Origin of the sequence: Ruegeria sp., assembly GCF_965199275.1 — a bacterium.
GTDB lineage: Bacteria > Pseudomonadota > Alphaproteobacteria > Rhodobacterales > Rhodobacteraceae > Ruegeria.
Map to the genome: position 1 here is coordinate 23831 of NZ_CBDAQX010000003.1, position 20618 is coordinate 44448.

Consider the following 20618-nt stretch of genomic DNA (forward strand, 5'->3'; position numbering starts at 1 on the left):
ATGCGGAACACTCTTGCCCTTATCCTGACTTTCGGCGCAGCCAGCCCCGCATTGGCGGCCAAAGGCCCGTTCTTCTCGCTGGGCAACACCGACTTTGTCGTCCTTCTAGGCTTCATCGTGTTCATCGCGGTTCTGTTTTACTTCAAGGTCCCCGGCATGATCGGTGGCGCTTTGGACAACCGTGCTGAGGGCATCAAATCCGAGCTCGACGAAGCCCGCGCCCTGCATGAAGAAGCCCGCAGCCTGCTGGCCTCGTATGAGCGCAAGCAGCGAGAAGTGCAGACCCAGGCAGATGCCATTGTGGCTGCGGCCAAGGACGATGCGGCTCTGGCAGCGGAACAGGCCAAGGTCGATCTGGAAAAATCCATCGCACGCCGTTTGGCGGCCGCGCAGGATCAGATCGCTTCGGCTGAAGCTTCGGCTGTGAAGGAAGTTCGCGATCAGGCGATCTCGGTTGCGGTATCTGCTGCAAACGACGTTCTCGCGAAACAGATGACTGCGACGCAGGCGAACAAGCTGATCGACGCGGCCATTGCTGATGTCGGTGCTAAGTTGCACTAGAGCATGCAAGACCAATGTTTCAGGCGCCTGTTGAGGTGCCTGAAACATAACAACACCGAACGTTGCGGACGCCCTGTATTTCCAAAGAACAACACTTCTATAGTACCTGCTGGTTGCATTGAAACAGAGTGACTTAGGAGATTGATCTTGAACAAGTCAGTAAGCAGTACATGTACTGTTGTGGTTCCGGTCTATCGTGAACTTTGTTCGGCTGAGCTTCAGGTACTCAAGCACAATCTTGACGTGTTGGCGAGAAATAGAGTCGTGCTCATTGGTTCACGCTGTCAACGTGATTTGCTACGAAAAACGAGAGATGTCATGTCACCAGCGGTCGGACAGGAAATTTTCTTGGAGCTCTTTGAAGGCAATCACTTTGAAAGTGTCAAAGGTTACAACAGTCTACTAAAGAGCGAGACATTTTTTCGCCGCTTCTTGGACAGCGAGTACATTTTGATCTGTCAGCATGATGCGGTTGTTCTAAGGGATGAAGTTGAGGAGTGGGTGCAAAAAGGCTATGCATTTGTCGGAGCACCTATGTTTAAAGGGTATAGCGAGCCTCACAGGCCATTGAAGCTCTTGAAGACGTTGAATGGAGGGTTCAGTTTGCGCCACGTTCAATCTGCTTTGAGGGTGTTGCAATCGACGAAAATGATCAATCGAACCAAGTTTTTTAGTACGCTTTCTAAGCTTGGTTTCGTGCGTATTGCTGATTGGATTTGTCGAATTTTTCTGAATTCCAGGGTAATGGTTGTGAAATCCGGTATAAACGAGGACATTTTTTGGTCCGGATTTGTGCCAGAAAGATTTCCTGATTTTCGGGTTCCACGGCCGAGAGACGCCGCTCAATTTGCCTTTGAAGCTTGTCCGTCAGAGTTGTATGAACTGCTTGACAGAAAATTACCAATGGGCGGTCACGCTTATGAGCGGTATGAGCCTGACTTTTGGGTAAAACATGTGCCCGCCGAATTGAAGGCTGCGATAGGACATTTGGGAAAAACTGAATAGCGAAGCCCGGGCTATTGCTTCTGCCGAAGTGTCAAACAAGGCAAACATTTGGTCGGCAGGTTTCATTGGACACCAGCCTGGCAGAGCTCAGTACAATCTTGCTTTGTGCAAACTGCGACGCATGTCGCGCGAGGAAACGGACGAAAAGAAATGAAAACGATACCGAAGGCGTCTGTCGTAACCAACAAGACCGAGTACGAGTTGGAGTTTTCGTTCTGTTCGTTGGTGACCAGCGCGGATCAATACCAAAATATGATTGATTCAATGCGAAATGCGGGTTTTGATGAGTCATTGTGCGAGTTTCTCTATGTCGACAATCGCGCGGAAAATACTGGTGATGGATTTTCTGGATTGAATGCGGCCCTAAACCAGGCTCGAGGGCGGTATGCGATTTTGTGCCATCAGGATATCCTTGCAATAGATGGGCCCGCGAGGTTGCGAGAAGTAATTTCGCAAGTTGGCGAGTTGGATCCAAATTGGGCGGTTTTAGGGAACGCAGGAGTTGCTGGCAAAGATCGTTTTTACTATTTGACTGAAAGAAACACAGTTGTCGCAGGGACGAAAAGGAACCCGATAGCCAGGGTGAATTCTCTTGATGAGAACTTCATGTTGGTTCGCCTAAACACCCGCATTGCATTCTCGAATGATCTCACGGGGTTTCATCTCTATGGAACAGACCTCGTTGCGCAGGCCGAAATGCGAGGATACTCTTGCTACGTCGTCGATTTCCGAGTGGAGCACTTGGGCCTAGGCAAGATTGACGATGCGTTCAAGGAGTCTTGCAATAGGTTCGAAGAAAAGTATGCTCACGCATTCAAGCCGAAGACTGTAACCACGACATGTGCAACAGTCGACATTGGTACATTGGAAGGTAAGGGGCGAAAAGATCGCTACCTTGGATTTGAACGGGGACCAAACTTTGTTCGGCCGAGTAAGAAAGCGAAGAAGAAAATTCGTTCAAAACTGTCGGGGCACACCATTGAAATAGACGGAATGCGATTCAGCTACCCCGAAGACATTCCTTTTGCTGCGTACCACGCCCTCTACAAAGGGTTTTATCAGCAACCAGAGCGCAATTTGATGCAAGACTATCTTCCTCCTGATCTCCCAGTCGTTGAACTTGGTGGATCCTATGGAATTGTCTCAGGACTTGTGAATCGAAAACTGAACGAGGACGCTCGCCAAGTTATTGTCGAAGCTAACCCCAAACTCTTAGACCTATGCAGAGAAAACGCGCTCGCTTTCAACCCTAGTCGAAAACTTGCACTCGTTAATTGTGCGATAGACTATTCTGGAAGAGATAGTATCTCGTTTACGGTCACCTCCGGGACCCACGAAAGCCAAGTCACTGAAGACTGGCGGGACAACGGAACCGGTGACGAAAGAATTTTCGTGCAAGCCATGACATTGACGCAGCTACTGCAGCAGGAGTGTATCGAAGGTGAGTATTCTTTGGTGTGTGATATTGAAGGCACTGAGTTCGATCTGATTTCCCAAGACGCAGAGGCGCTTAGCAACTGTCGTGCAATGATCGTGGATTTGCATCCTGGAGTGTTTTACGATCGGGGGGAAACTGTTCAGCAATTGCTGGAAAAGCTGGAGGCCTACGGTTTTGAAATTCAAAAAAGTGAAGCAACTGTTGTTGCAGCCGTTCATGCAAACTAGGAATTGGTTACCCTAAATCAATCGGGCCACATCATCGGTAGATGTTGAAGTCTTTGCTTTGCGATTTCGTCATTTCGTTTCGAGGTTTGCTGCTCATAGAGACACGTTTCGACAAAACTCAAGTGTTTTTCAACAGCTTGCTTTGACTTGAAAGGATCGCGCTGTTGCAGCGCCTGATTAATCGCTCGGTGTTGGTCGAGGATGGCTTCGCGGGTTGCGCGTTGCTGGAACATCATCTGGCGGTTGTAGAACACGCCCTGACGTAGCAGGTCATACATCGACCGCATCATATGCAGCATGATCACATTGTGGCTGGCCTCGATGATGGCCATGTGGAAATCCGCGTCCAGTTGCGCCTCATCTTGGGTGGCGCTGCGGTCATGGGCGGCCTCCATTCGGTCAAAGATCGCCTGAACGACCTTCAGATCACTGGTCGATCCCAGACGCGCGGCACGCTCGGCGGCCAACCCCTCAAGGTCGCGGCGGAACGAGAGGTAGTCGAACACTGCCTCTTCATGGCTGCCAAATAACCGGATCAGCGCTGGCGAAAAGGCCGATCCCAGCACTTCGGCCACGTAGATCCCTGACCCGGCTTTCGCGGTCAGAAGGCCCTGCTCCTGCAATTCGGCGATGGCGTCGCGCAGGGACGGGCGCGAGACTCCCATCCTGTCGGCCAGTTCTCGTTCTGACGGCAATCTCTCGCCGGGGCGCAGGATGCCACGCAGGATCAGCAGCTCAATCTGACGAACCACAGCAATCGATAGCTTCTCGGTCTGAATTTTCTGAAAGGGCATAGGGTCGTCCGAAATTGGTCAAAACATATGACCACAGGGCGCGTGCGGGTTCAAGAACAGGGCTTCAAATCGTGTGAAACATTAGGTCAGTATTATTGACTTTACTTAGTGTCTGCATAGGCTGCGCGCATTGAGATCGGAGGAGCCCAATGACCACACATCCGCTATTCGCCACTCGGACGCAGAACATGAAGGCATCCGAGATCAGGGAGCTGCTGAAACTCCTGGATCAGCCGGATATCATCTCATTCGCCGGAGGTATCCCCGATCCTGCCCTGTTTCCGGCGGACGCGTTTGCGCAGGCCTTTCAGACGGCCCTTGGTCCGGACCGGCAGGCGCAAGCGCTGCAATATTCGGTGAGCGAAGGATATGCTCCGCTGCGCGAATGGCTGGTCGACCATATGGCCTCAATCGGGGTCGCGTGTGATACGGACAACATCCTGATCACTTCAGGCTCACAGCAGGCGCTGGATTATTTGGGCAAGCTGTTCTTGTCTCCGGGCGATACCGCCTTGGTCGGCTGGCCGACCTATCTGGGTGCAATCTCCGCGTTCAATGCGTACGAGCCGCGTTTCGATCGGCTCAGCATTCCCGGCAATCAAGGGGCCGAGGAATACCAAAAAGCCGCAGACGCGGGACGGGTCAAATTCGCGTATCTCTCGCCGGACTTTTCCAATCCCACAGGTGAAACCGTCGATCTGCGCGGGCGCGAAGCGCTGATGGATCTGGCCGAGGATCTGGACTGTGCGATCATCGAAGACGGGGCCTATCAGGCGCTGCGCTATGATGGTGCGCCGATCCCTCCGATTCTGGCGCTGGAGCAAGCGCGGAAGGGGTCGATTGAGGCCTGTCGGACGATCTATTGCGGTAGCTTCTCGAAGACCCTGTCGCCGGGGTTGCGGGTTGGTTGGGTTGTGGCGGCCAAACCTATCATCTCGCAGCTGGTTCTGATGAAGCAGGCGGCGGATCTCCATTCGGCCACGATCAACCAGATGGCTGTGCATCAGGTGGCGCAGGCCTGTTTCGAAAGCCATATCCCAAAAGTGAGGCAAACCTATCGCGCGCGCCGCGATGCGATGTTGACGGCGTTGCAGGCCCATATGCCCGACGGTGTCTCCTGGACCAAACCCGAGGGTGGGATGTTCGTGTGGCTGACGCTGCCCGCCGGGACCAGCGGTGCTGCGCTTTTGGCCCGAGCTCTGGACACGGTCAAAGTGGCCTTTGTTCCCGGTCAGGCGTTTTTCCCGGATGGCAGTGGTGAAAATACCCTTCGGCTGAGTTTTTCAAACTCCGATGAGGACACCATCCGCGAGGGCATTCGTCGCCTTGGGCAAGTCCTGCGTGCTGGCGATCGGTAAGGCTTCGTTAACCATATCGCCGTTAGATCGGCAGCATGATGCGCTTACTTCCTATCCTGCTGCTGGCTGCCTGTTCGGGCGGCTCGCCTCATTTCCGCGATATGCCTGCAACGCGGGTCGCGGTGAATGGCAGTGTCTTTGACGTGCGCGTGCGCGGCCCATTGGCCGAGGCGGTGAGGGTGAACTCTCAATACGCGCCGCGCTTGGGGCCGGTTCGCGACCGTGCGGCGCTGGCCATGGCGCAGGTCTCGGGCTGTCCTCTTATGGATGTGCTTGGGGATGCCGCAGTGACGGTGGGCGTGTTGGGCTGTGGTAAGGAGCTGGGGGAAAAGCTGATCTTTGGCGCGCTGCTGCTGCGGTCCTATGAATGCGTCAACTATGGCTATTCCGGCAGTTCCGGCTATCAGGTCTTTGAGTGTACGCCCTACTAGCGCGCGTCGCATTGCGCGTGAAACTGCCAAGATGTTGTGGATAACTCGGGTCCATCGCCCATATCCTGCGCATATCCGTTGACTCGGCCCCAATCCGTTGCGCAGACTTCGCTGTATTAGGAATCATAGGACAGGCCGCCTTTGCGCTTCAGCAAACTCAAACTGACCGGCTTCAAAAGCTTTGTTGATCCGACCGATCTGATCATTGCGGACGGGTTGACCGGTGTGGTGGGTCCCAATGGCTGCGGTAAATCCAACCTTCTTGAGGCTTTGCGCTGGGTGATGGGCGAAAACCGTCCCAAATCCATGCGCGGTGGCGCCATGGAGGATGTGATCTTTGCCGGGGCGGCCACGCGACCCGCGCGCAACTTTGCCGAAGTGGTCCTGACCATGGACAACTCGGAGCGTCTGGCGCCATCGGGTTTCAATGACAGCGACCAGTTGGAGATCATCCGCCGCATCACCCGCGATGTGGGCAGCGCCTACAAGACAAATGGCAAGGACGTGCGCGCCCGCGATGTGCAAATGCTGTTCGCCGATGCCTCGACCGGGGCGCATTCGCCTGCGCTTGTCGGGCAGAACCGCATTGCCGAGCTGATCAACGCCAAGCCCCGCGCCCGACGCCGCATTCTGGAAGAGGCTGCCGGGATCTCGGGCCTCTATCAGCGACGGCATGAGGCCGAGTTGAAGCTGAAAGGCACCGAGGCCAACCTGACCCGTGTAGATGACGTGCTGGAACAGTTGGGCGGCCAACTTGCGCAATTGGCGCGTCAGGCGCGTCAGGCCGCGCGCTACCGCGAGATCGGGGAACAGCTGCGGCAGGCCGAGGGGATGCTGCTCTATAGGCGCTGGAAAGAGGCCGATATCGCGCGCCAGGTTGCCGAAGACAAGCTGCGCGACCGTATCACCGAAGCTTCACGCGCCGAGGCTGCCGCCCGCGAAGCCGCTGCCAAACGCGCGGAGATCGAGGAAACCTTACCGCCCCTGCGCGAAGAAGAGGCCATCGCCGCCGCCGTCCTGCAACGCCAGCAAGTGCAGCGCGATCAGCTCTCGGATCAGGAAACTCGCGCGCGCCAGACCATTGAAACGCTGACCAACCGCATTCAGCAACTCGGCAACGATATCGAACGCGAGACGGGCCTGAACCGCGATGCAGGCGAAATGATCGAGCGCCTTGAATGGGAAGCCCGCGAGTTGATCAAGGCTGCGGAAGGTCATGACGAGAAGGTCGCCGAGGCAGCTGAGGTGGCGCGCGAAGCGGCCTCCATCCTGCAGGAACGCGAAGACCACCTGTCTCAACAGACCGAGGATATGGCCCGCCTGGTCGCGCGCCACCAGTCGGCGCAGCGCTTGGTTGAGGACAGCGGCAAGACCCTGGCCCGGTCCGAGGGCGAAGAGGAAAAGGCGCGGCTGGCGGTGGACGAAGCAAAGTCTGCCCTGACGCGCGCGGATGACGCCTTTGAGGCGGCGCAAGAGGGTGAAGAAGAGGCGCGCGAAGCCGCCGAAGCAGCCGAGGAAGCGCTGGCTGCCGCAGATGAGATGCGGACCGAGACGCAGGCGCGCGAGGCTGAGGCACGGGCCCAACGGTCCGAGGCCGAGGGTGAGTTGGGGGCCATCCGGGCCGAAACCACGGCACTGGCCAAGCTGGTTGAACGGGACATCGCCGAAGGCGGGCAGGTGCTGGACCTGCTGCGCGTCGCGCCGGGCTTCGAGAAGGCACTGGGTGCGGCTTTGGCCGATGACCTGCGCGCGCCATTGGTTGAGGGCGATGGGCCATCAGGTTGGGTGCAGGTCGCGGGGTATGACTCGGATCAACCTCTGCCGGAAGGGGCCGAACCTTTGGCGCTGCATGTCTCGGGGCCGGATCGCCTCAGCCGCAGGATCGCGCAGATTGGCTTGGTTGATGGAGAGCTTGGCGCGCGGTTGCAGGCGTCTTTGAAGCCGGGTCAGCGGCTGGTGTCGCGATCCGGTGACCTGTGGCGCTGGGACGGGTTCCGCGCCTGGGCCGAAGATGCCCCCAGCGCAGCCGCCTTGCGATTGGAGCAACTGAACAAGCTGGAAGCCCTAAAGCAGGAACTCGCCCGCACCGAGGCGCAGGCCGAAGGGGCTCGCGCCGCGCATGAGGCCCTGTCGCAGCAATTGGCCGATGTCACCGAAGCCGACCGTCGTGCGCGCGAAGCCCGCCGCGCTGCGGATCAGCGGATGGCCGAAACCGCCCGTGCCCTGTCGCGCGCCGAGGCGGATCGCAATCTGGCGCGGGGCAAGCTGGAAACTCTGACCTTGTCTGTGGATCGCCACAAGGACGACGCCATGTCCGCCCGCGCGCAACTGCGTGAGGCCGAAGCGGCGCTGGCCGAACTGGGGGACCTCGACAGTGCCCGCGCGCAGGTTGAAGACATCAAGCAAACGGTCGAGGCCGCGCGGATCACCATGCTGACCCATCGCTCGACCCATGATGAGTTGCGCCGCGAAGGTGAGGCTCGGACACGTCGCAGCCAGGAGGTGACGAAAGACCTCAGCGGTTGGAAGCACCGGTTGGAGACCGCCGAAAAGCGGATTTCTGAACTGGCCGACCGCAAGGAGGGGTCCGAGGAGGAACTCTCTGAGGCCATGGCTGCGCCCGCCGAGATCGCCGAAGCGCGGGAAGAGCTGAATGAGATGATCGAAGCCGCCGAAGCCCGCAGGGCCGAAGCGGCCGACAAGCTGGCTCAGGCGGAAACCCAGCAGCGAGAAGTGGTTCTGGCCGAGCGCGAAGCCGAACGTCTGGCCTCGGAGGCGCGTGAAACCCGTGCGGCGGCCGAGGCGCGCTGTGATGCGGCCAAGGAAAGCGTCACGGCTGCGGCGGAACGGATTGCCGAGGATCAGCAGCTGACCCCGAACCAGTTGCTGAACCAGTTGGACGTGAACCCCGATCAGATGCCCGCCGCCGACGCGCTGGAGGCCGAAGTCAATCGCCACAAACGCCAGCGTGATGCGATGGGTGCGGTGAACCTGCGGGCCGAAGAGGACAGCAAAGAGGTTCAGGAGGAGTTCGATACTCTGAACAGCGAAAAGGCTGATTTGGAAGAGGCAATCAAAGCCCTGCGCAGCGGCATTGCCAGCCTCAACCGCGAAGGGCGCGAGCGTCTGTTGACCGCGTTTGAGCAAGTGAATTCGAACTTCGCCATGCTGTTCAAGCATCTCTTTGGCGGTGGCGAGGCCAATCTGGTCATGGTCGAAAGCGATGACCCGCTGGATGCCGGGCTTGAGATCATGTGTCAGCCGCCGGGCAAAAAGCTCTCGACCCTCAGCCTGCTGTCAGGTGGGGAGCAGACCCTGACGGCAACCGCGCTGATCTTTGGCGTCTTCCTCGCCAATCCGGCCCCGATCTGCGTGTTGGACGAGGTCGACGCACCGCTAGACGATGCCAACGTCACCCGCTTCTGCGACCTGCTGGACGAGATGTGCCGCCAGACCGACACACGGTTCCTGATTATCACCCACCACGCGGTGACCATGGCGCGGATGGACCGGCTGTTCGGCGTCACGATGCAGGAACAAGGTGTGAGCCAACTGGTCTCGGTCGACCTGAAAAAAGCCGAGCAGATGGTCGCCTGACCGCTCACCGCAACGTTATGACGGTTTGGCGGCGGGGCAGGGTAGTCTGGCCGTATGATGCGTTTTCTGATCCCATTTCTGTTTACTGCCGGTCCGGTCTGGGCCGTCGACTGGCCCACCAAACCCGGAGATGTGCCGTTGTCGCCGGATGAACTCGACGCCTTGGCGGGCCGAACACTGACCTTCTACGATGACGGCAAGGCTGCATTCTCGGCGGGCGGTGCCTACTCCTACACTTACGCCAGCGGAGAGTCCGCCTTTGGCACCTACAGCTTCGCCGCGGATGGCAGCGTTTGTATCGCCTATCGCAACGGGTTCAGCCGGTGTGACCTCTATGTGCGCAGCGGCGATCGGTTGATTCTGATCGATCAAAAGGGTGATCGGTATCCAGTTAGACCCGAAGCGCAATAGCAATCTGCCGCTACTCACGCGCGATTAGACGATCGGAATCCTCAACTCCTCCTGACTTCCGACCTTTTTGTTGATCTGACTGGGTTTTTGGTTTGTTTTCAGGTGTGGTTGCTCAGAGGCGCGTTGTAGTGCCCCATTATTATAAAAAGTATTGACATGGGCCTTCAGATGGCTAACCTCTTCGCCCATGTTCATCCGCACCAAACATGACGCAAAGCTCAACCGCACACGGATCCAGATCGTTGAATCCGTCCGCACCGGCTCCAAGGTACGCCAGAAGATCCTGCGCCATGTGGGTGTGGCCCATAACGACAGCGAGATTGAGGATATCAAGCGTCTGGCGGGCCGCTTGATGGAGCAATTACGCATTGATCGCTCGCCGCAAATGGAACTGTTCACGCCCACGGAATATGCCGATCTGCAGGCGCTGGTGCGCCGCGCTCCGCGGCCGGACAAGCTTGGCGTTGATCTTGCCGAGTGCCGTGAGGAGGCGCGGGTCTCTCTGGGTCTGCGGGATGTCATGGGGACGATGTATGACCAACTGGGTTGGGGGGCCCTTCTGGGGGCGGCGCGTAAAAGTGCCAATCGCATTGTGAAAGAGCTGGTTATGGCGCGGATCGCACAGCCCGAGAGCAAGCGCGCGACCGTGGAGGCGTTGGAGAACCAGGCAGGCATCACGCTCAATCTGGACGTGGTCTATCGGAGCATGGATTACATCAATACGCCGGTGATAGACGGGATTTGCAAAACCTCTCACGCGGCGGCAGAGAAGTTGCTGGGCGGGCCAGTGACCGTGCTGTTCTACGATTGCACGACCCTGGCCTTTGACACCGAGCGCGAGGACCCGGCCGAGGATGCGGACGGGGTCGAGCAGGATCATCTTCTGGCCAAGGGCTTCAGCAAGGATGGCAAGCATCACCGCGCTCAGGTCATGCTGGCGCTGATCGTCACCTCCGATGGGCTGCCTGTGGGCTATGAACTCTTCCCGGGAAACACCTGGGAAGGTCATACGCTGGAAGCTGCGCTGAAGGCGTTGGAGGGACGCTTCGACGTGGCCAGGGTCACGTTCGTGGCCGATGCCGCCATGCTCAGCAAGGACAACCAGCAGATGTTGCAGAACAAGGGTCTGCCCTACATCCTCGGCTATCGCATGAAGTCCGCCCCGGCCGCCGTGAAGGCGAACATTTTGAGCCCGGAGGGACGCCAGCCTTGGGCTGGACACGGTTCTGAAGAGGCAACCGAGAAGGGCTGGTACAAGGTGATCGACCAGGAGGGAGCGCGGGTCATTGTGACCTGGTCACCCACCCGGGCACGCAATGATGCCCACAAGCGCGACAAGGCAATCGAAAAGCTGCACAAGAAGCTCAAGCGCTCTCGCAAACCCGGCAGCTTCAGCAGCCGGGGATATGGCCGCTTCCTGGCCTTCCCCGACAGCGGGGACGTCACGCTGGATGATGCAAAGATCAAGGCAGCGGCACAATGGGACGGGCTGCATGCCATTGTTGTTCATGGTGCGGACGAACTGGAGGCACAGGACGTCATTGCCCGCTATCACCAGTTGTGGGAGATCGAAGCCTGCTTCCGCACCAACAAGCACGATCTGAAAATCCGGCCCATCTATCACTGGTCGCCGCGTCGGGTCCGGGCCCATATCGCCATCTGCTACATGGCCTTCTGCTGCCTGCAGCACCTGCGCAAGCATCTGGACCTGCTCGGACACCCGATGAGCCCGGCTCGTATCCGCAACGAGTTGAACGCATTGCAGCTCTCGATCCTGCGCCACAAAGGCACCCCTGACCGCTACGGCATGCCAAGCCATGCCACGGTCGATGCCAGACGCATCCTCACCTGCGTCGGCCTGACCTGGAACGAAGCCCCTTTCAAGATACCCCCCGGGCGCACCCGAAAAACTGGCCAGACCAAAGCCTGAGCTCCCTCAACACTCCGAAACAATCGCTGGCGAAAAAAGTCCGTGTAGTGCCTTTTGGCAACCAAGGCATAATAATATCAATGACTTATACGAAAAAATGTCGGAAGTCAGGAAAAGGGTGATCGGTATCCAGTTAGACCCGAAGCGCAATAGCAATCTGCCGCTACTCACGCGCGATTAGACGATCGGAATCCTCAACTCCTGACCGGGGAATATTACATCCGGGTCGCTGATAAAATGCGCGTTTGCCCGTTGGATCACCGACACCTGTCCGGCATTGCCGTATTGCGATACAGAGATCGCCGTCAGCGTATCTCCGGGCGCGACGGTGTAGTTCCGATACCCGACATATCCCGGCAGAATGCGCGGACCGTAAAAGATCGGAACATGGACGGTCGGAATCCCGCCCTCCCCACCGGCGCTGTCATCCTTGACCGTCAGGATCAGACGGTCGAGTTGGAAATTCGGATTGTCAGGGACTTCCAGCGTGGCCTGAAACTGGCGAAGCGCAATTGCCCCAGCCGTCGCGGCTCCATTGAATTCCACATGACCTTCGGTGACCGAGATCGAAAGATGGCCTTCAAAGCCAACGGCGTTGCCTGCGATCATGATTGTCTGGCCGACGATGTCGAAGGGTTGGGGCTGAAGTATTTCAATATTCATCAATGAACTCCTTCGCAATGGATAGGGAATCATACCCCGAACAGGTTCCCGCACAAAATCAGACCGGTGGAAAATAGCCCATCACGCGCCTCGGCTGACGTTCTGTTCAGTCAGCAGGGGCGCGGGCATTCTAAAGTCTGTCTAGTAGGTCAGGCGTAGGCCAGGCGTCCGCAGGCAGCCCCAATCGTTTCTGCTCGGCCTGCACTGCTGCTCGGGTGCCAGCCCCAAGAATCCCGTCGATTTTGCCCACGTCATAGCCACGCTCCTGCAGCTTGCTCTGCAACTGCTTCATCTGCGCACCGTTCAGGCCCGTCTCGGGATTGCCCGCGTTGTAAATTTGCGCACCCTCTAGCCGTGTTCCGAAATAGGCGGCGGTCAAGACGTAGACAAAGCTTTGGTTCCATTCGAAATAGACGTCGAAATTCGGGTAGGCCAGAAAGGCCGGCCCCTTGTGGCCCTGCGGCAGGATCAGTGAGGCAGGCAGGTTGGCCAACGAACCGCTGCGGGCCTGAAGACCCATCGCTTGCCAGTCAGAGACGGAACGCGGTTTGCCCGGCCCTGACAGAGACCAATCCATTTGCGCGGGTACTGTCACCTCTTGCAGCCAGGGTTGGCCCGGTTGCCAACCCAGATGGGACAACATCTTGCCACCTGACATCAGCGCATCCGCGGCCGAGGTTTTCAGCGAGACCTTGCCGTCCCCATCTCCGTCCACGCCGTTTTCCAGAATATCGCGGGGCAGCATCTGGACCATTCCGATTTCTCCGGCCCAGGCGCCAGTCGTGCGGGCGGGGTCGAAATTGCCCTGACTGTACAGCTCCAGCGCGGCGAAGATTTGGGGTCGGAACAGCTCGGGGCGGCGGCAGTCATGGGCCAGCGTGACCAGCGCGTTGCGGGTGTTGAAATCGCCCTGAAACGCGCCGTAGTCCGTCTCGAACGCCCAGAAGGCCAGCAGAACCCCGCGTGAGATACCATATTCGCTCTCGATCCGGTCGAAGACCGCGTCGTATTTCTGCGACATAGCCTTGCCCCGGTCGATCCGGTTCTGCGAGATCAGACGGCGCGAAAAGTCGATGAAGGGTTTCTGGAACACCCCTTGCGCGCGGTCGGCTTTCAGAACGGCGTTGTCCTGCTGGACGCCCTTGAAGAAGGCGTCGACAGTCGGTTTGTCGAACCCTTGCTGAACAGCCTCGGCCTTCAGACCTTTGACGAAGGCATTGAACCCTCCGCCACATTGCGCAAAGGCGGGCGAGGTGAACAGGGTGGCGGCGACGAGGCCGGACAGAAAGCGCATGGGGCGTCCTTTAGAAGATCACGTTGATCCCAACCCACACTGAGACGAGGCCAAGCGCAAGCCCCCAGACACGCCAGAGCATGTCGCATGCGCGGAAAACCTCTGCCGTGCCGATGTTACGGCGCGCATCGCCATTGACCCAGGCCAAGTTGCGCAACTGTCCGTCATAGCTGCGTGGTCCGGCCAGTGCGACATCCAGTGCGCGCGCCATGGCGGCCTCGGGCCAGCCTGCATTGGGCGATATATGGCGGCGGGCATCCTGTAGGATATCCCTCCAACGCGCCCACTGACCTGACAGCGCCACGATCATCGAGCAGGTCAGGCGCGCAGGGATCAGGTTCAGCAGGTCGTCGAACCGGGCCGAGGCCCAGCCAAAATCGCGGTGTTTCTCGGTGCGGTAGCCGATCATGCTGTCAGCGGTATTCACGGCCTTGTAGACCAGCAACCCCGGCAGGCCCGCCAATAGAAACCAGAAAGCGGGCGCGATAACGCCGTCGCTGAGATTCTCGGCTGCGCTTTCGATGGCGGACCGGGCGACCTGTTCCTCGGTCATGTCGCTTGTGTCTCGTGAGACGATCATGGCTACCTGCGCCCGCCCGTCAGCAAGCGAGGCGTGTAGCCCTTCGCCGACAGCGCGGACATGGGTCACAAGCGACTTCTGCGCCAACAGGATCGCACAGACCAGAATCTCAACAACTCCGCCCGGCTGTGCCAGTACCCAGCCGACACCAAGGGCGACCACGACCAGCAGGATCAGCGTGCAGACGCCCTTGGCGCGCCGTGCCCCACCGCGGTTCAGCCGTTTGTCCAGCCATCCTATGGCATTGCCGATCACCACCGCAGGGTGCCGGATGCGGGACCAGAGCCAGTCCGGCTCGCCCAATGCCGCGTCCAGACACATGGCGCAGACCAACAGAAAGGGGATGCTCACAGCGCGGCCTCCAGCCGATCCCACCCGTGTGCAGGAGGGAGGCCAAGGCGCAGATAGCCTTGGGAGTAGGGGAAGATGCGGCTCCAGATAAGTGCCTGCGCCAAACGGTCTTGCCAGAGGCCCGCATCGTCGACCTCGTAGAGGCGGAACAGGCTTGTGCCTCCGACCAGCCGCGCGCCTTTATCAATGACCATGGCGTCCAGCCGGGTGGCCTCGTCCTCCAGACGCACGCGGGTCTCGCTAGCCCAATCCGTGTCCAGAAGGGCTTGTGTTCCGACCCGCAAAGCAGGACCCGAGACAGCCCACGGGCCGGTCAGGTCGTTCAGTCTGGCAATCAGCTCCGGCGCACCGATGGCAAAGCCCAGCCGCATCCCGGCCAGCCCCCAGAACTTACCAAAGCTTTTCAGCACGATCACGCCAGGCTGTCCGGCCAGATGGATCAGTGAGGCATCGGGCATCACGTCGCAAAAGCTTTCGTCAATGATGGTCAAAGGCGCGGTGGCGTCATTGGCTCGCCACACCCGGCCGTCCGGGTTGTTCGGATGCACGATCACACGCGCATCAGCAGGGCCGGTTTCCTGCACCGACCAGCCTTGAGCCCTAAAGGCGGCGGCATGTTCGTTATAGGTGGGCATCGTGATCTGCACCCGGCCTTGCGCCGCCAGTGCTGGAATGCGTGCGATCAGAGCCGAAGCTCCGGGCGCGGGCAGGATTGCCGCCTCCGCCGGGACATTCCAGAATTTGTGGGCGGCTGTACTGAGCCGCTCGAACGCCCCATGATCGGGCAGTTCGGTCCAATCCGAGGGGTGCAGCCCTGCGATCGCGTAGGGATGCGGGTTGATCCCGGTGGACAGGTCGATCCAATCGCTGCGTGCGCCGCCATATTGCGCGATGGCCCCATCCAGACCGCCACCATGGTCGCGTTTCGCACGAGGATTCAATTCGGTATCGTTCATCCCAACGCATGCCCCAAATGTCGTATTCGCCCCGCTTCAAGCGGATTTTCGCCGTTTTGACAAGCAAATCCGCGTGATCAAGGCGGCCAGCGGGCAGAGTTAACACTTTTTTAAGGAAATGACGTGATCACGGGTCTTGGGGGTCGGCACCACTCACCACACCAAGTGCCGAGGTTGTAGTATGAAAGTTTTGATTGTTGAGAGTGACCCCGATCTGGGTCGGGTCTGGAAAAGGCATCTTGAACGGCAAGGTGCCGAAGTGACGCTTGTGGCCGGGCAAGAGGCCGCGATACTGGCGCTCTATGGCTCTGAGTTCGAGATTATCGTGCTGGATCTGGTTTTGGAAACCGGCAGCGCGCTGGCCGTGGCCGATTTCGCCAGCTACCGTCGCCCCGAGGCGCGGGTGATTTTTGTCACCAACACCACCTTCTTCTCTGACGGGTCGATCTTTGCCCACAGTCCCAATGCCTGCGCCTATGTGCAAAGCGGCACCCCGCCCGAGGATCTGGCGGCGATGGTAGAGCATTACGCAGCTGGGCGCTGATCCCGTCCGTGCGGTTCAAGATAGTCGAGGGTTGGGTTCACCGGGATGATCCGGTGCGGATTGATGCTGTCGTGACTGTAGTGATAGTGCCGCACGATATGGTTCATGTTCACGGTCTGCGCGACGCCGGGCCATTGATATAGCTCACGCGTACAAGCCCAGAGGTTAGGATAGTCGATCAGCCGTCGTTTGTTGCACTTGAAGTGCAGGTGATAGACCGGATCGAACCGGATCAGTGTGGTGAACAGACGCCAGTCGGCCTCGGTCACGCGGTCACCCATCAGATAGCGGTCCCGGGCCAGCCGGTCCTCAAGCCAGTCCAACGTGTCGAACAGGGGGTGGACGGCGGCGTCATATGCCTCTTGCGAGGTGGCAAAGCCGGATTTGTAAACACCGTTGTTGACGTCTGAGTAGATCCGCGCGTTGACCTCTTCGATCTCGTCCCGCATTGCTTCGGGCCAATAGTCATCGCGGTTGCCCGTGATCTCGTTGAAGGCCGAGTTGAACATGCGGATGATTTCAGAGCTTTCGTTCGAGACGATCGTCTCCTGCTGTTTGTCCCACAGGATCGGCACCGTAACCCGGCCGGAATAGGCGGGGTCGGCCTTGGTGTAGATTTGATGAGCATAGTCCAGACCATACAGATCATCTCCGGTCGCGCCGTGATCGTCGGTTTCAAAACTCCAGCCCTTGTCCAGCATGTCTGGATGCACCACCGAGACTGAGATCAGATCGGTCAGCCCTTTGAGTTCCCGAAAGATCAGTGTGCGATGGGCCCAAGGACAGGCGTGACTGACATAGAGGTGATAGCGCCCCGGTTCGGCCTTGAAGCCACCTTTGCCGGACGCGCCAGCGCTGCCATCAGCCGTCAGCCAATTGCGGAATTGAGCGGCGCTGCGCTTGAATGCGCCGCCGGTGGATTTGGTGTCATACCAGGTGTCGTGCCAGGTTCCGTCGACCAACAGGCCCATCTCGCGTCCTCCGTATCTGCGTTTCGGCAAAGATAGGGCGCAGAACCCGGCCTTCCTATGACAGCCCGCGCGCATGCAGCCTGCACCTGCGCACATCACCAGCCTGAGATGCGCGCGCAACATCTGCGTGCGCTTTGATGGTATGTGGTCGGCTTCACTGGATTTTTACAGTTTTGCCTCCACAATAAGAGATACCGAAGGGGGGAAATTTGATGAGTACCTATGTTTCCAAGGAAATGAGCGCTGAGTTGGAGGCCGCGCGAATCGCCACTTTGAAAAAGACCAGCCGTTTGCGGGTGGAAATGGGCGACAATTACTTCAAAATTCTTAGATTGTGGAAGAATGGCTTTACAGTCGAGGCTGAGACCACGCCGCGTTTGCGCGGGTTAGTCGATATTCATGACGGTGCGAACCATTTGTATCAGTGCCTGATCGTCGCGGACGAGGAAGAGGCAGGCGAAATGCGCTATGAGTTCAAGCGCAACACGGCGGCTTCCGACAAGGCGCCGCTGGATTTCTACCGAGCGCCAGATGCTCCGATTGCCTTGCTGGGGCACGAGGACTAAAGCGTTTTGCATTTTGCCTGAGGTTAGACCATCGAAATGCGTGTGCGACCGTCGGGAATGTCCGCGTGTTTCGATTCAAACCAAACGCAAAGCGACCTAGGGTCGAATTTCAACGGTCGTTCCGGTCGGAGTCAGGCTCCAAAGCTGGGCCATCTCGTCATTGGACAAAGCGATGCAGCCCAGCGTCCAGTCTCCGGGCAGGGTGAGGCCGACAACGCCATTTGGTTGCCCGTGAATGAAGATATCTCCGCCGGGGTCTATGCCCTGTTGCTGGGCGCGGGCGATGTCATCGGGTTGAGGGTAGTCGATCCCAAGTGAAAGGTGGAACGCACTGTTCGGATTGCGGCGGTCGATGGTGAAAACTCCAACAGGCGTCTTACCGTCGCCTTCCTGCTCCTTATCTCCTTCCGGCGCGAAGCCCAGTGCGATCTCGCTCTGCAGTACGATGGCGCCGTCCAACGTTGCGGTCAGGCGACGGGCAGATTTTTCGATTAGGATGTGGTCAATCTGAGCGGCGTCAGGTGCCATTGCAGGCGCGGGAGGGCGCGGCCCGTATCTCTGCCAACCGATCCAGCCAAGGGCCGCGATCAGAAAGACCAGAGTGATCCGGGCCAGCAGGCGCATCCGCTACTGCAGATCCCCGAACGCCTGTTTCAGCCGCGCGCAGGCCTCTTCGACGCGGGCGTGTTGGGTGGCAAGGTTGAAGCGTTCGAAAGTCTCGCCGCCCGCGCCAAATCCGGGGCCTGATGAGGTCGCGATCCGCGCGTCCTGACGCAGACGTCGAACAAACTCATCATGGCTCATCCCAGTGCCTGAGAAATCGACCCAGGCCAGATAGGTTGCCTGTAGGGGCATCGACCAAAGGCCCGGAATCTCGGCGATCGTGGCGTCAAACAACTGGCGGTTTCCATCCAGATGCGCGACCTGAGCATCCACCCATTCCGCCCCTTCGGGCGTGTAGGCGGCGGTGATCATGGCCACGCCCAGGGCGCTTGGTTCATAGTCCAGCGTATCCAGCCGGTAGCGCATCGCTGCACGCAGCTTAGGGTCGGGGATAATCATGTTGCCGGTGCGCTGTCCCGCAATATTGAAGGTCTTCGACGCTGCCGTAAGTGTCACGGTCCAAGGCCGTGCCTCAGGTGCTGCGACATCCATCGGGACGAACTTCGCCCCGGGGTAAACCAGATCATGATGGATCTCATCCGAGACCAGAATCAGCCCGTTGCGCCCGGCGAATTCAGCCACCGAGCGCAGCTCCTCAGTCGTCCATACCCGGCCCGACGGGTTTTGCGGCGAACACCACAGCAGCAGCTTTTCCGACCCGTCCAAGCGCGATTGCGCGTCGTCCAGATCAATCGCGTAGCTGTCGCCCTCGCGCACCAGCGGGCATTCGACCACGCGGCGTCCGGATTTGTTCACTTTATGGGCAAACTCATGGTAAACGGGCGTGAAGATCACAGCGCCATCGCCCGGTTCGCTCCAGACATCCAGACAGAGGGCGATTGCATTGCCCAAACCTTGCGAGGTCAGCACCCAATCGGTGTCGATTTGCCAGTCATGGCGGGTTTGCATCCACCACTGAACCGAAGCTAGATATTCAGGGTGTTTCCACGAATAGCCGAAGACCCCATGCTCAGCTGCACGGCGCACCGCATCAATCACGCAAGGCGCGGTCTGATAGTCGGAATCAGCCGTCCACATCGCCAGCCCATCATCGGGCGACACGCCGTAGAGTTGCTCCATCTTGTCCCATTTTGAGCTGTGGGTGCCGCGGCGGTCGGTTGGGGTATTGAAAGTCATGTCTGCTCCATCTATCGAGGCGAAAGCTAACTACAAGTCAGGCGGGTGCAAGGGGGGCGTTGCGGCGACGGGCGGGATGCCCTAAATCAGCCTCATGAAACGCACTATTTTGATCCATCCCGATCCTCGCCTGAAAAAACTCTGCGCCCCGGTTGCCGATCTGACAGATGATCTGCGCAAGCTGGCCGATGACATGCTAGAGACCATGTATGATGCGCCCGGCATTGGTCTGGCCGCGCCACAGATCGGAGTGCTGGATCGCCTGATCGTTCTCGATTGCGTCAAGGAAGAGGGCGAGGCCCCCCGTCCGCTGGTCATGTTCAACCCCGAGATCATCGCCTCGTCGGATGAGACCAATGTCTATGAGGAAGGCTGCCTGTCGATCCCGGATCAATATGCCGAGGTCACGCGTCCGAAGGTCGTCGACGTGGCCTGGATGGACCAGAATGGTAACGCGCAGCAGGAAAGTTTTGATGGGCTCTGGGCCACCTGCGTGCAGCATGAGATCGACCACTTGGATGGCAAGCTTTTCATCGACTACCTCAAGCCGCTGAAACGGCAGATGATCACGCGCAAGATGCAAAAACTCAAGCGCGAGAAGGCCCGCACATGAGTGTCCGCACCTGCCTGCCATGGCCGGACAAACGCCTGCGGACCAAGGCCGAGCATGTGCCCGAGATCACCGATGAGATCCGCGCCATCTGGGACGATATGATCGATACGATGGAGGCGATGCCGGGTGTAGGTCTCGCCGCGCCTCAGATCGGGGTGATGCTGCGTTTGGCCGTTGTCGATGGCTCGGCTGAGCGCGGTCGGGTGGTACGACTGGCGAACCCGGAAATCCTGCACAGCTCGATTGAGTTGCGCGAACATGATGAGGCCAGCCCGAACCTGCCGGGCGTGTCGGCCAAGGTAAAGCGCCCTCGGGCCGTGACCGTCAAATTCCTGAACGAACAGGGCATTATTGACCGCCGCGATTTTGTGGGGATCGAGGCCACCAGCGTGCAGCACCAGATCGACCATCTGAACGGCCGGATGTATTTCGACCGTCTCAGCAAAGTCAAACGCGACATGCTGCTGCGCAAAGCCAAGAAACAGGGGTAGGTCGGGCTTCAGACCGGCACCCGGAAACCGTACCGGA

At 58.8% G+C, this 20618-nt stretch carries 21 protein-coding genes; 12 read left to right on the plus strand and 9 right to left on the minus strand.

Features of this window, described 5'->3' with window-relative positions; all coding sequences use genetic code 11:
- The 3 genes from ACOERD_RS01005 (at position 1) to ACOERD_RS01015 (ending at position 3231) form a co-directional block, all read left to right on the plus strand.
- Positions 1-561 carry a F0F1 ATP synthase subunit B gene (locus ACOERD_RS01005; protein ID WP_419737734.1) on the plus strand — a complete coding sequence of 187 codons (561 nt, stop codon included), beginning with the start codon at positions 1-3 and terminating at the stop codon, positions 559-561.
- Between the two features lie 147 nt (positions 562-708).
- Positions 709-1566 (plus strand): DUF5672 family protein, encoded by an 858-nt coding sequence (locus ACOERD_RS01010; protein ID WP_419737735.1) that lies wholly within the window; start codon positions 709-711, stop codon positions 1564-1566.
- 150 nt (positions 1567-1716) lie between these two features.
- Positions 1717-3231, plus strand: a complete 1515-nt coding sequence (locus ACOERD_RS01015; protein ID WP_419737736.1) for an FkbM family methyltransferase — start codon at positions 1717-1719, stop codon at positions 3229-3231.
- A 17-nt stretch (positions 3232-3248) separates the two neighbouring features.
- On the opposite strand, the gene ACOERD_RS01020 is transcribed toward ACOERD_RS01015, so the two are convergent.
- Positions 3249-4025, minus strand: coding sequence for a FadR/GntR family transcriptional regulator (locus tag ACOERD_RS01020; RefSeq protein ID WP_419737737.1), 777 nt, complete (start codon positions 4023-4025; stop codon positions 3249-3251).
- Positions 4026-4174: 149 nt separating this feature from the next.
- Between ACOERD_RS01020 and ACOERD_RS01025 the strand changes: the two genes are divergently transcribed.
- The 4 genes from ACOERD_RS01025 to ACOERD_RS01040 all read left to right on the plus strand — a co-directional run bounded on the left by ACOERD_RS01025 (position 4175) and on the right by ACOERD_RS01040 (position 9822).
- Positions 4175-5383, plus strand: a complete 1209-nt coding sequence (locus ACOERD_RS01025; protein WP_419737738.1) for a PLP-dependent aminotransferase family protein — start codon at positions 4175-4177, stop codon at positions 5381-5383.
- 38 nt (positions 5384-5421) lie between these two features.
- The gene (locus tag ACOERD_RS01030) at positions 5422-5814 is read left to right on the plus strand and encodes a hypothetical protein (protein ID WP_419737739.1); all 393 of its coding nucleotides are present in this window, start codon (positions 5422-5424) and stop codon (positions 5812-5814) included.
- A 141-nt stretch (positions 5815-5955) separates the two neighbouring features.
- A complete protein-coding gene (locus ACOERD_RS01035; RefSeq protein ID WP_419737740.1) occupies positions 5956-9411 on the plus strand; it encodes an AAA family ATPase in 3456 nt (1151 codons plus the stop codon).
- Positions 9412-9465: 54 nt separating this feature from the next.
- The gene (locus ACOERD_RS01040) at positions 9466-9822 is read left to right on the plus strand and encodes a hypothetical protein (protein WP_170668012.1); all 357 of its coding nucleotides are present in this window, start codon (positions 9466-9468) and stop codon (positions 9820-9822) included.
- Between the two features lie 24 nt (positions 9823-9846).
- Here the strand turns inward: ACOERD_RS01040 and ACOERD_RS01045 are convergent, their stop codons facing one another.
- A complete protein-coding gene (locus tag ACOERD_RS01045; RefSeq protein ID WP_419737741.1) occupies positions 9847-10017 on the minus strand; it encodes a hypothetical protein in 171 nt (56 codons plus the stop codon).
- Here ACOERD_RS01045 and ACOERD_RS01050 point away from each other — a divergent pair.
- Positions 10010-11752, plus strand: coding sequence for an IS1634 family transposase (locus tag ACOERD_RS01050; protein ID WP_419737624.1), 1743 nt, complete (start codon positions 10010-10012; stop codon positions 11750-11752). The genes ACOERD_RS01045 and ACOERD_RS01050 overlap by 8 nt on opposite strands.
- Before the next feature lie 177 nt (positions 11753-11929).
- On the opposite strand, the gene ACOERD_RS01055 is transcribed toward ACOERD_RS01050, so the two are convergent.
- The 4 genes from ACOERD_RS01055 to ACOERD_RS01070 form a co-directional block, all read right to left on the minus strand.
- Positions 11930-12415, minus strand: a complete 486-nt coding sequence (locus ACOERD_RS01055) for a LysM peptidoglycan-binding domain-containing protein (protein ID WP_170681286.1) — start codon at positions 12413-12415, stop codon at positions 11930-11932.
- A 130-nt stretch (positions 12416-12545) separates the two neighbouring features.
- A complete protein-coding gene (locus ACOERD_RS01060; RefSeq protein ID WP_419737742.1) occupies positions 12546-13709 on the minus strand; it encodes a lytic murein transglycosylase in 1164 nt (387 codons plus the stop codon).
- Between the two features lie 10 nt (positions 13710-13719).
- Positions 13720-14640, minus strand: coding sequence for an adenosylcobinamide-phosphate synthase CbiB (gene cbiB / locus ACOERD_RS01065; RefSeq protein ID WP_419737743.1), 921 nt, complete (start codon positions 14638-14640; stop codon positions 13720-13722).
- Positions 14637-15596, minus strand: a complete 960-nt coding sequence (locus tag ACOERD_RS01070; RefSeq protein ID WP_419737744.1) for a threonine-phosphate decarboxylase — start codon at positions 15594-15596, stop codon at positions 14637-14639. Before ACOERD_RS01070 ends, cbiB begins: the two co-directional genes overlap by 4 nt.
- A gap of 181 nt (positions 15597-15777) precedes the next feature.
- Between ACOERD_RS01070 and ACOERD_RS01075 the strand changes: the two genes are divergently transcribed.
- Positions 15778-16140 (plus strand): response regulator transcription factor, encoded by a 363-nt coding sequence (locus tag ACOERD_RS01075; protein ID WP_419737745.1) that lies wholly within the window; start codon positions 15778-15780, stop codon positions 16138-16140.
- On the opposite strand, the gene ACOERD_RS01080 is transcribed toward ACOERD_RS01075, so the two are convergent.
- On the minus strand, positions 16122-17111 hold the full coding sequence (locus ACOERD_RS01080; protein ID WP_419737746.1) for a glutathione S-transferase family protein: 990 nt from the start codon (positions 17109-17111) through the stop codon (positions 16122-16124). The two genes, ACOERD_RS01075 and ACOERD_RS01080, sit on opposite strands and share 19 nt — an antisense overlap.
- A 212-nt stretch (positions 17112-17323) precedes the next feature.
- On the opposite strand from ACOERD_RS01080, the gene ACOERD_RS01085 reads away from it, so the two are divergent.
- Positions 17324-17677 carry a hypothetical protein gene (locus ACOERD_RS01085; protein ID WP_170380466.1) on the plus strand — a complete coding sequence of 118 codons (354 nt, stop codon included), beginning with the start codon at positions 17324-17326 and terminating at the stop codon, positions 17675-17677.
- Positions 17678-17773: 96 nt separating this feature from the next.
- Here ACOERD_RS01085 and ACOERD_RS01090 read toward each other — a convergent pair whose 3' ends face one another.
- Together ACOERD_RS01090 and ACOERD_RS01095 are read right to left on the minus strand one after the other, a co-directional pair.
- Positions 17774-18301, minus strand: a complete 528-nt coding sequence (locus tag ACOERD_RS01090) for a L,D-transpeptidase family protein (protein ID WP_170380465.1) — start codon at positions 18299-18301, stop codon at positions 17774-17776.
- A 3-nt stretch (positions 18302-18304) separates the two neighbouring features.
- Positions 18305-19477, minus strand: coding sequence for a PatB family C-S lyase (locus tag ACOERD_RS01095; RefSeq protein WP_170380464.1), 1173 nt, complete (start codon positions 19475-19477; stop codon positions 18305-18307).
- Between the two features lie 94 nt (positions 19478-19571).
- Here ACOERD_RS01095 and def (ACOERD_RS01100) point away from each other — a divergent pair, with 94 nt between their 5' ends.
- Both def (ACOERD_RS01100) and def (ACOERD_RS01105) read left to right on the plus strand, forming a co-directional pair.
- Complete coding sequence (def, locus tag ACOERD_RS01100; protein ID WP_170380463.1) at positions 19572-20090, plus strand: peptide deformylase; 519 nt, start codon at positions 19572-19574, stop codon at positions 20088-20090.
- Positions 20087-20581, plus strand: coding sequence for a peptide deformylase (gene def, locus ACOERD_RS01105; RefSeq protein ID WP_170641433.1), 495 nt, complete (start codon positions 20087-20089; stop codon positions 20579-20581). Before def (ACOERD_RS01100) ends, def (ACOERD_RS01105) begins: the two co-directional genes overlap by 4 nt.
- The last annotated feature ends 37 nt before the right edge of the window (positions 20582-20618 follow it).

Excerpts from the sequence above, each read along its gene's own strand:
- ACOERD_RS01005 (WP_419737734.1), top strand. The coding sequence starts at position 1 with ATGCGGAACACTCTTGCCCTTATCCTGACTTTCGGCGCAGCCAGCCCC.
- ACOERD_RS01015 (WP_419737736.1), top strand. The coding sequence starts at position 1,717 with ATGAAAACGATACCGAAGGCGTCTGTCGTAACCAACAAGACCGAGTAC.
- ACOERD_RS01020 (WP_419737737.1), bottom strand. The coding sequence starts at position 4,025 with ATGCCCTTTCAGAAAATTCAGACCGAGAAGCTATCGATTGCTGTGGTT.
- ACOERD_RS01025 (WP_419737738.1), top strand. The coding sequence starts at position 4,175 with ATGACCACACATCCGCTATTCGCCACTCGGACGCAGAACATGAAGGCA.
- ACOERD_RS01030 (WP_419737739.1), top strand. The coding sequence starts at position 5,422 with ATGCGCTTACTTCCTATCCTGCTGCTGGCTGCCTGTTCGGGCGGCTCG.
- ACOERD_RS01040 (WP_170668012.1), top strand. The coding sequence starts at position 9,466 with ATGATGCGTTTTCTGATCCCATTTCTGTTTACTGCCGGTCCGGTCTGG.
- ACOERD_RS01050 (WP_419737624.1), top strand. The coding sequence starts at position 10,010 with ATGTTCATCCGCACCAAACATGACGCAAAGCTCAACCGCACACGGATC.
- ACOERD_RS01045 (WP_419737741.1), bottom strand. The coding sequence starts at position 10,017 with ATGAACATGGGCGAAGAGGTTAGCCATCTGAAGGCCCATGTCAATACT.
- ACOERD_RS01055 (WP_170681286.1), bottom strand. The coding sequence starts at position 12,415 with ATGAATATTGAAATACTTCAGCCCCAACCCTTCGACATCGTCGGCCAG.
- ACOERD_RS01060 (WP_419737742.1), bottom strand. The coding sequence starts at position 13,709 with ATGCGCTTTCTGTCCGGCCTCGTCGCCGCCACCCTGTTCACCTCGCCC.
- ACOERD_RS01070 (WP_419737744.1), bottom strand. The coding sequence starts at position 15,596 with ATGAACGATACCGAATTGAATCCTCGTGCGAAACGCGACCATGGTGGC.
- ACOERD_RS01075 (WP_419737745.1), top strand. The coding sequence starts at position 15,778 with ATGAAAGTTTTGATTGTTGAGAGTGACCCCGATCTGGGTCGGGTCTGG.
- ACOERD_RS01080 (WP_419737746.1), bottom strand. The coding sequence starts at position 17,111 with ATGGGCCTGTTGGTCGACGGAACCTGGCACGACACCTGGTATGACACC.
- ACOERD_RS01085 (WP_170380466.1), top strand. The coding sequence starts at position 17,324 with ATGAGTACCTATGTTTCCAAGGAAATGAGCGCTGAGTTGGAGGCCGCG.
- ACOERD_RS01090 (WP_170380465.1), bottom strand. The coding sequence starts at position 18,301 with ATGCGCCTGCTGGCCCGGATCACTCTGGTCTTTCTGATCGCGGCCCTT.
- ACOERD_RS01095 (WP_170380464.1), bottom strand. The coding sequence starts at position 19,477 with ATGACTTTCAATACCCCAACCGACCGCCGCGGCACCCACAGCTCAAAA.
- def (WP_170380463.1), top strand. The coding sequence starts at position 19,572 with ATGAAACGCACTATTTTGATCCATCCCGATCCTCGCCTGAAAAAACTC.
- def (WP_170641433.1), top strand. The coding sequence starts at position 20,087 with ATGAGTGTCCGCACCTGCCTGCCATGGCCGGACAAACGCCTGCGGACC.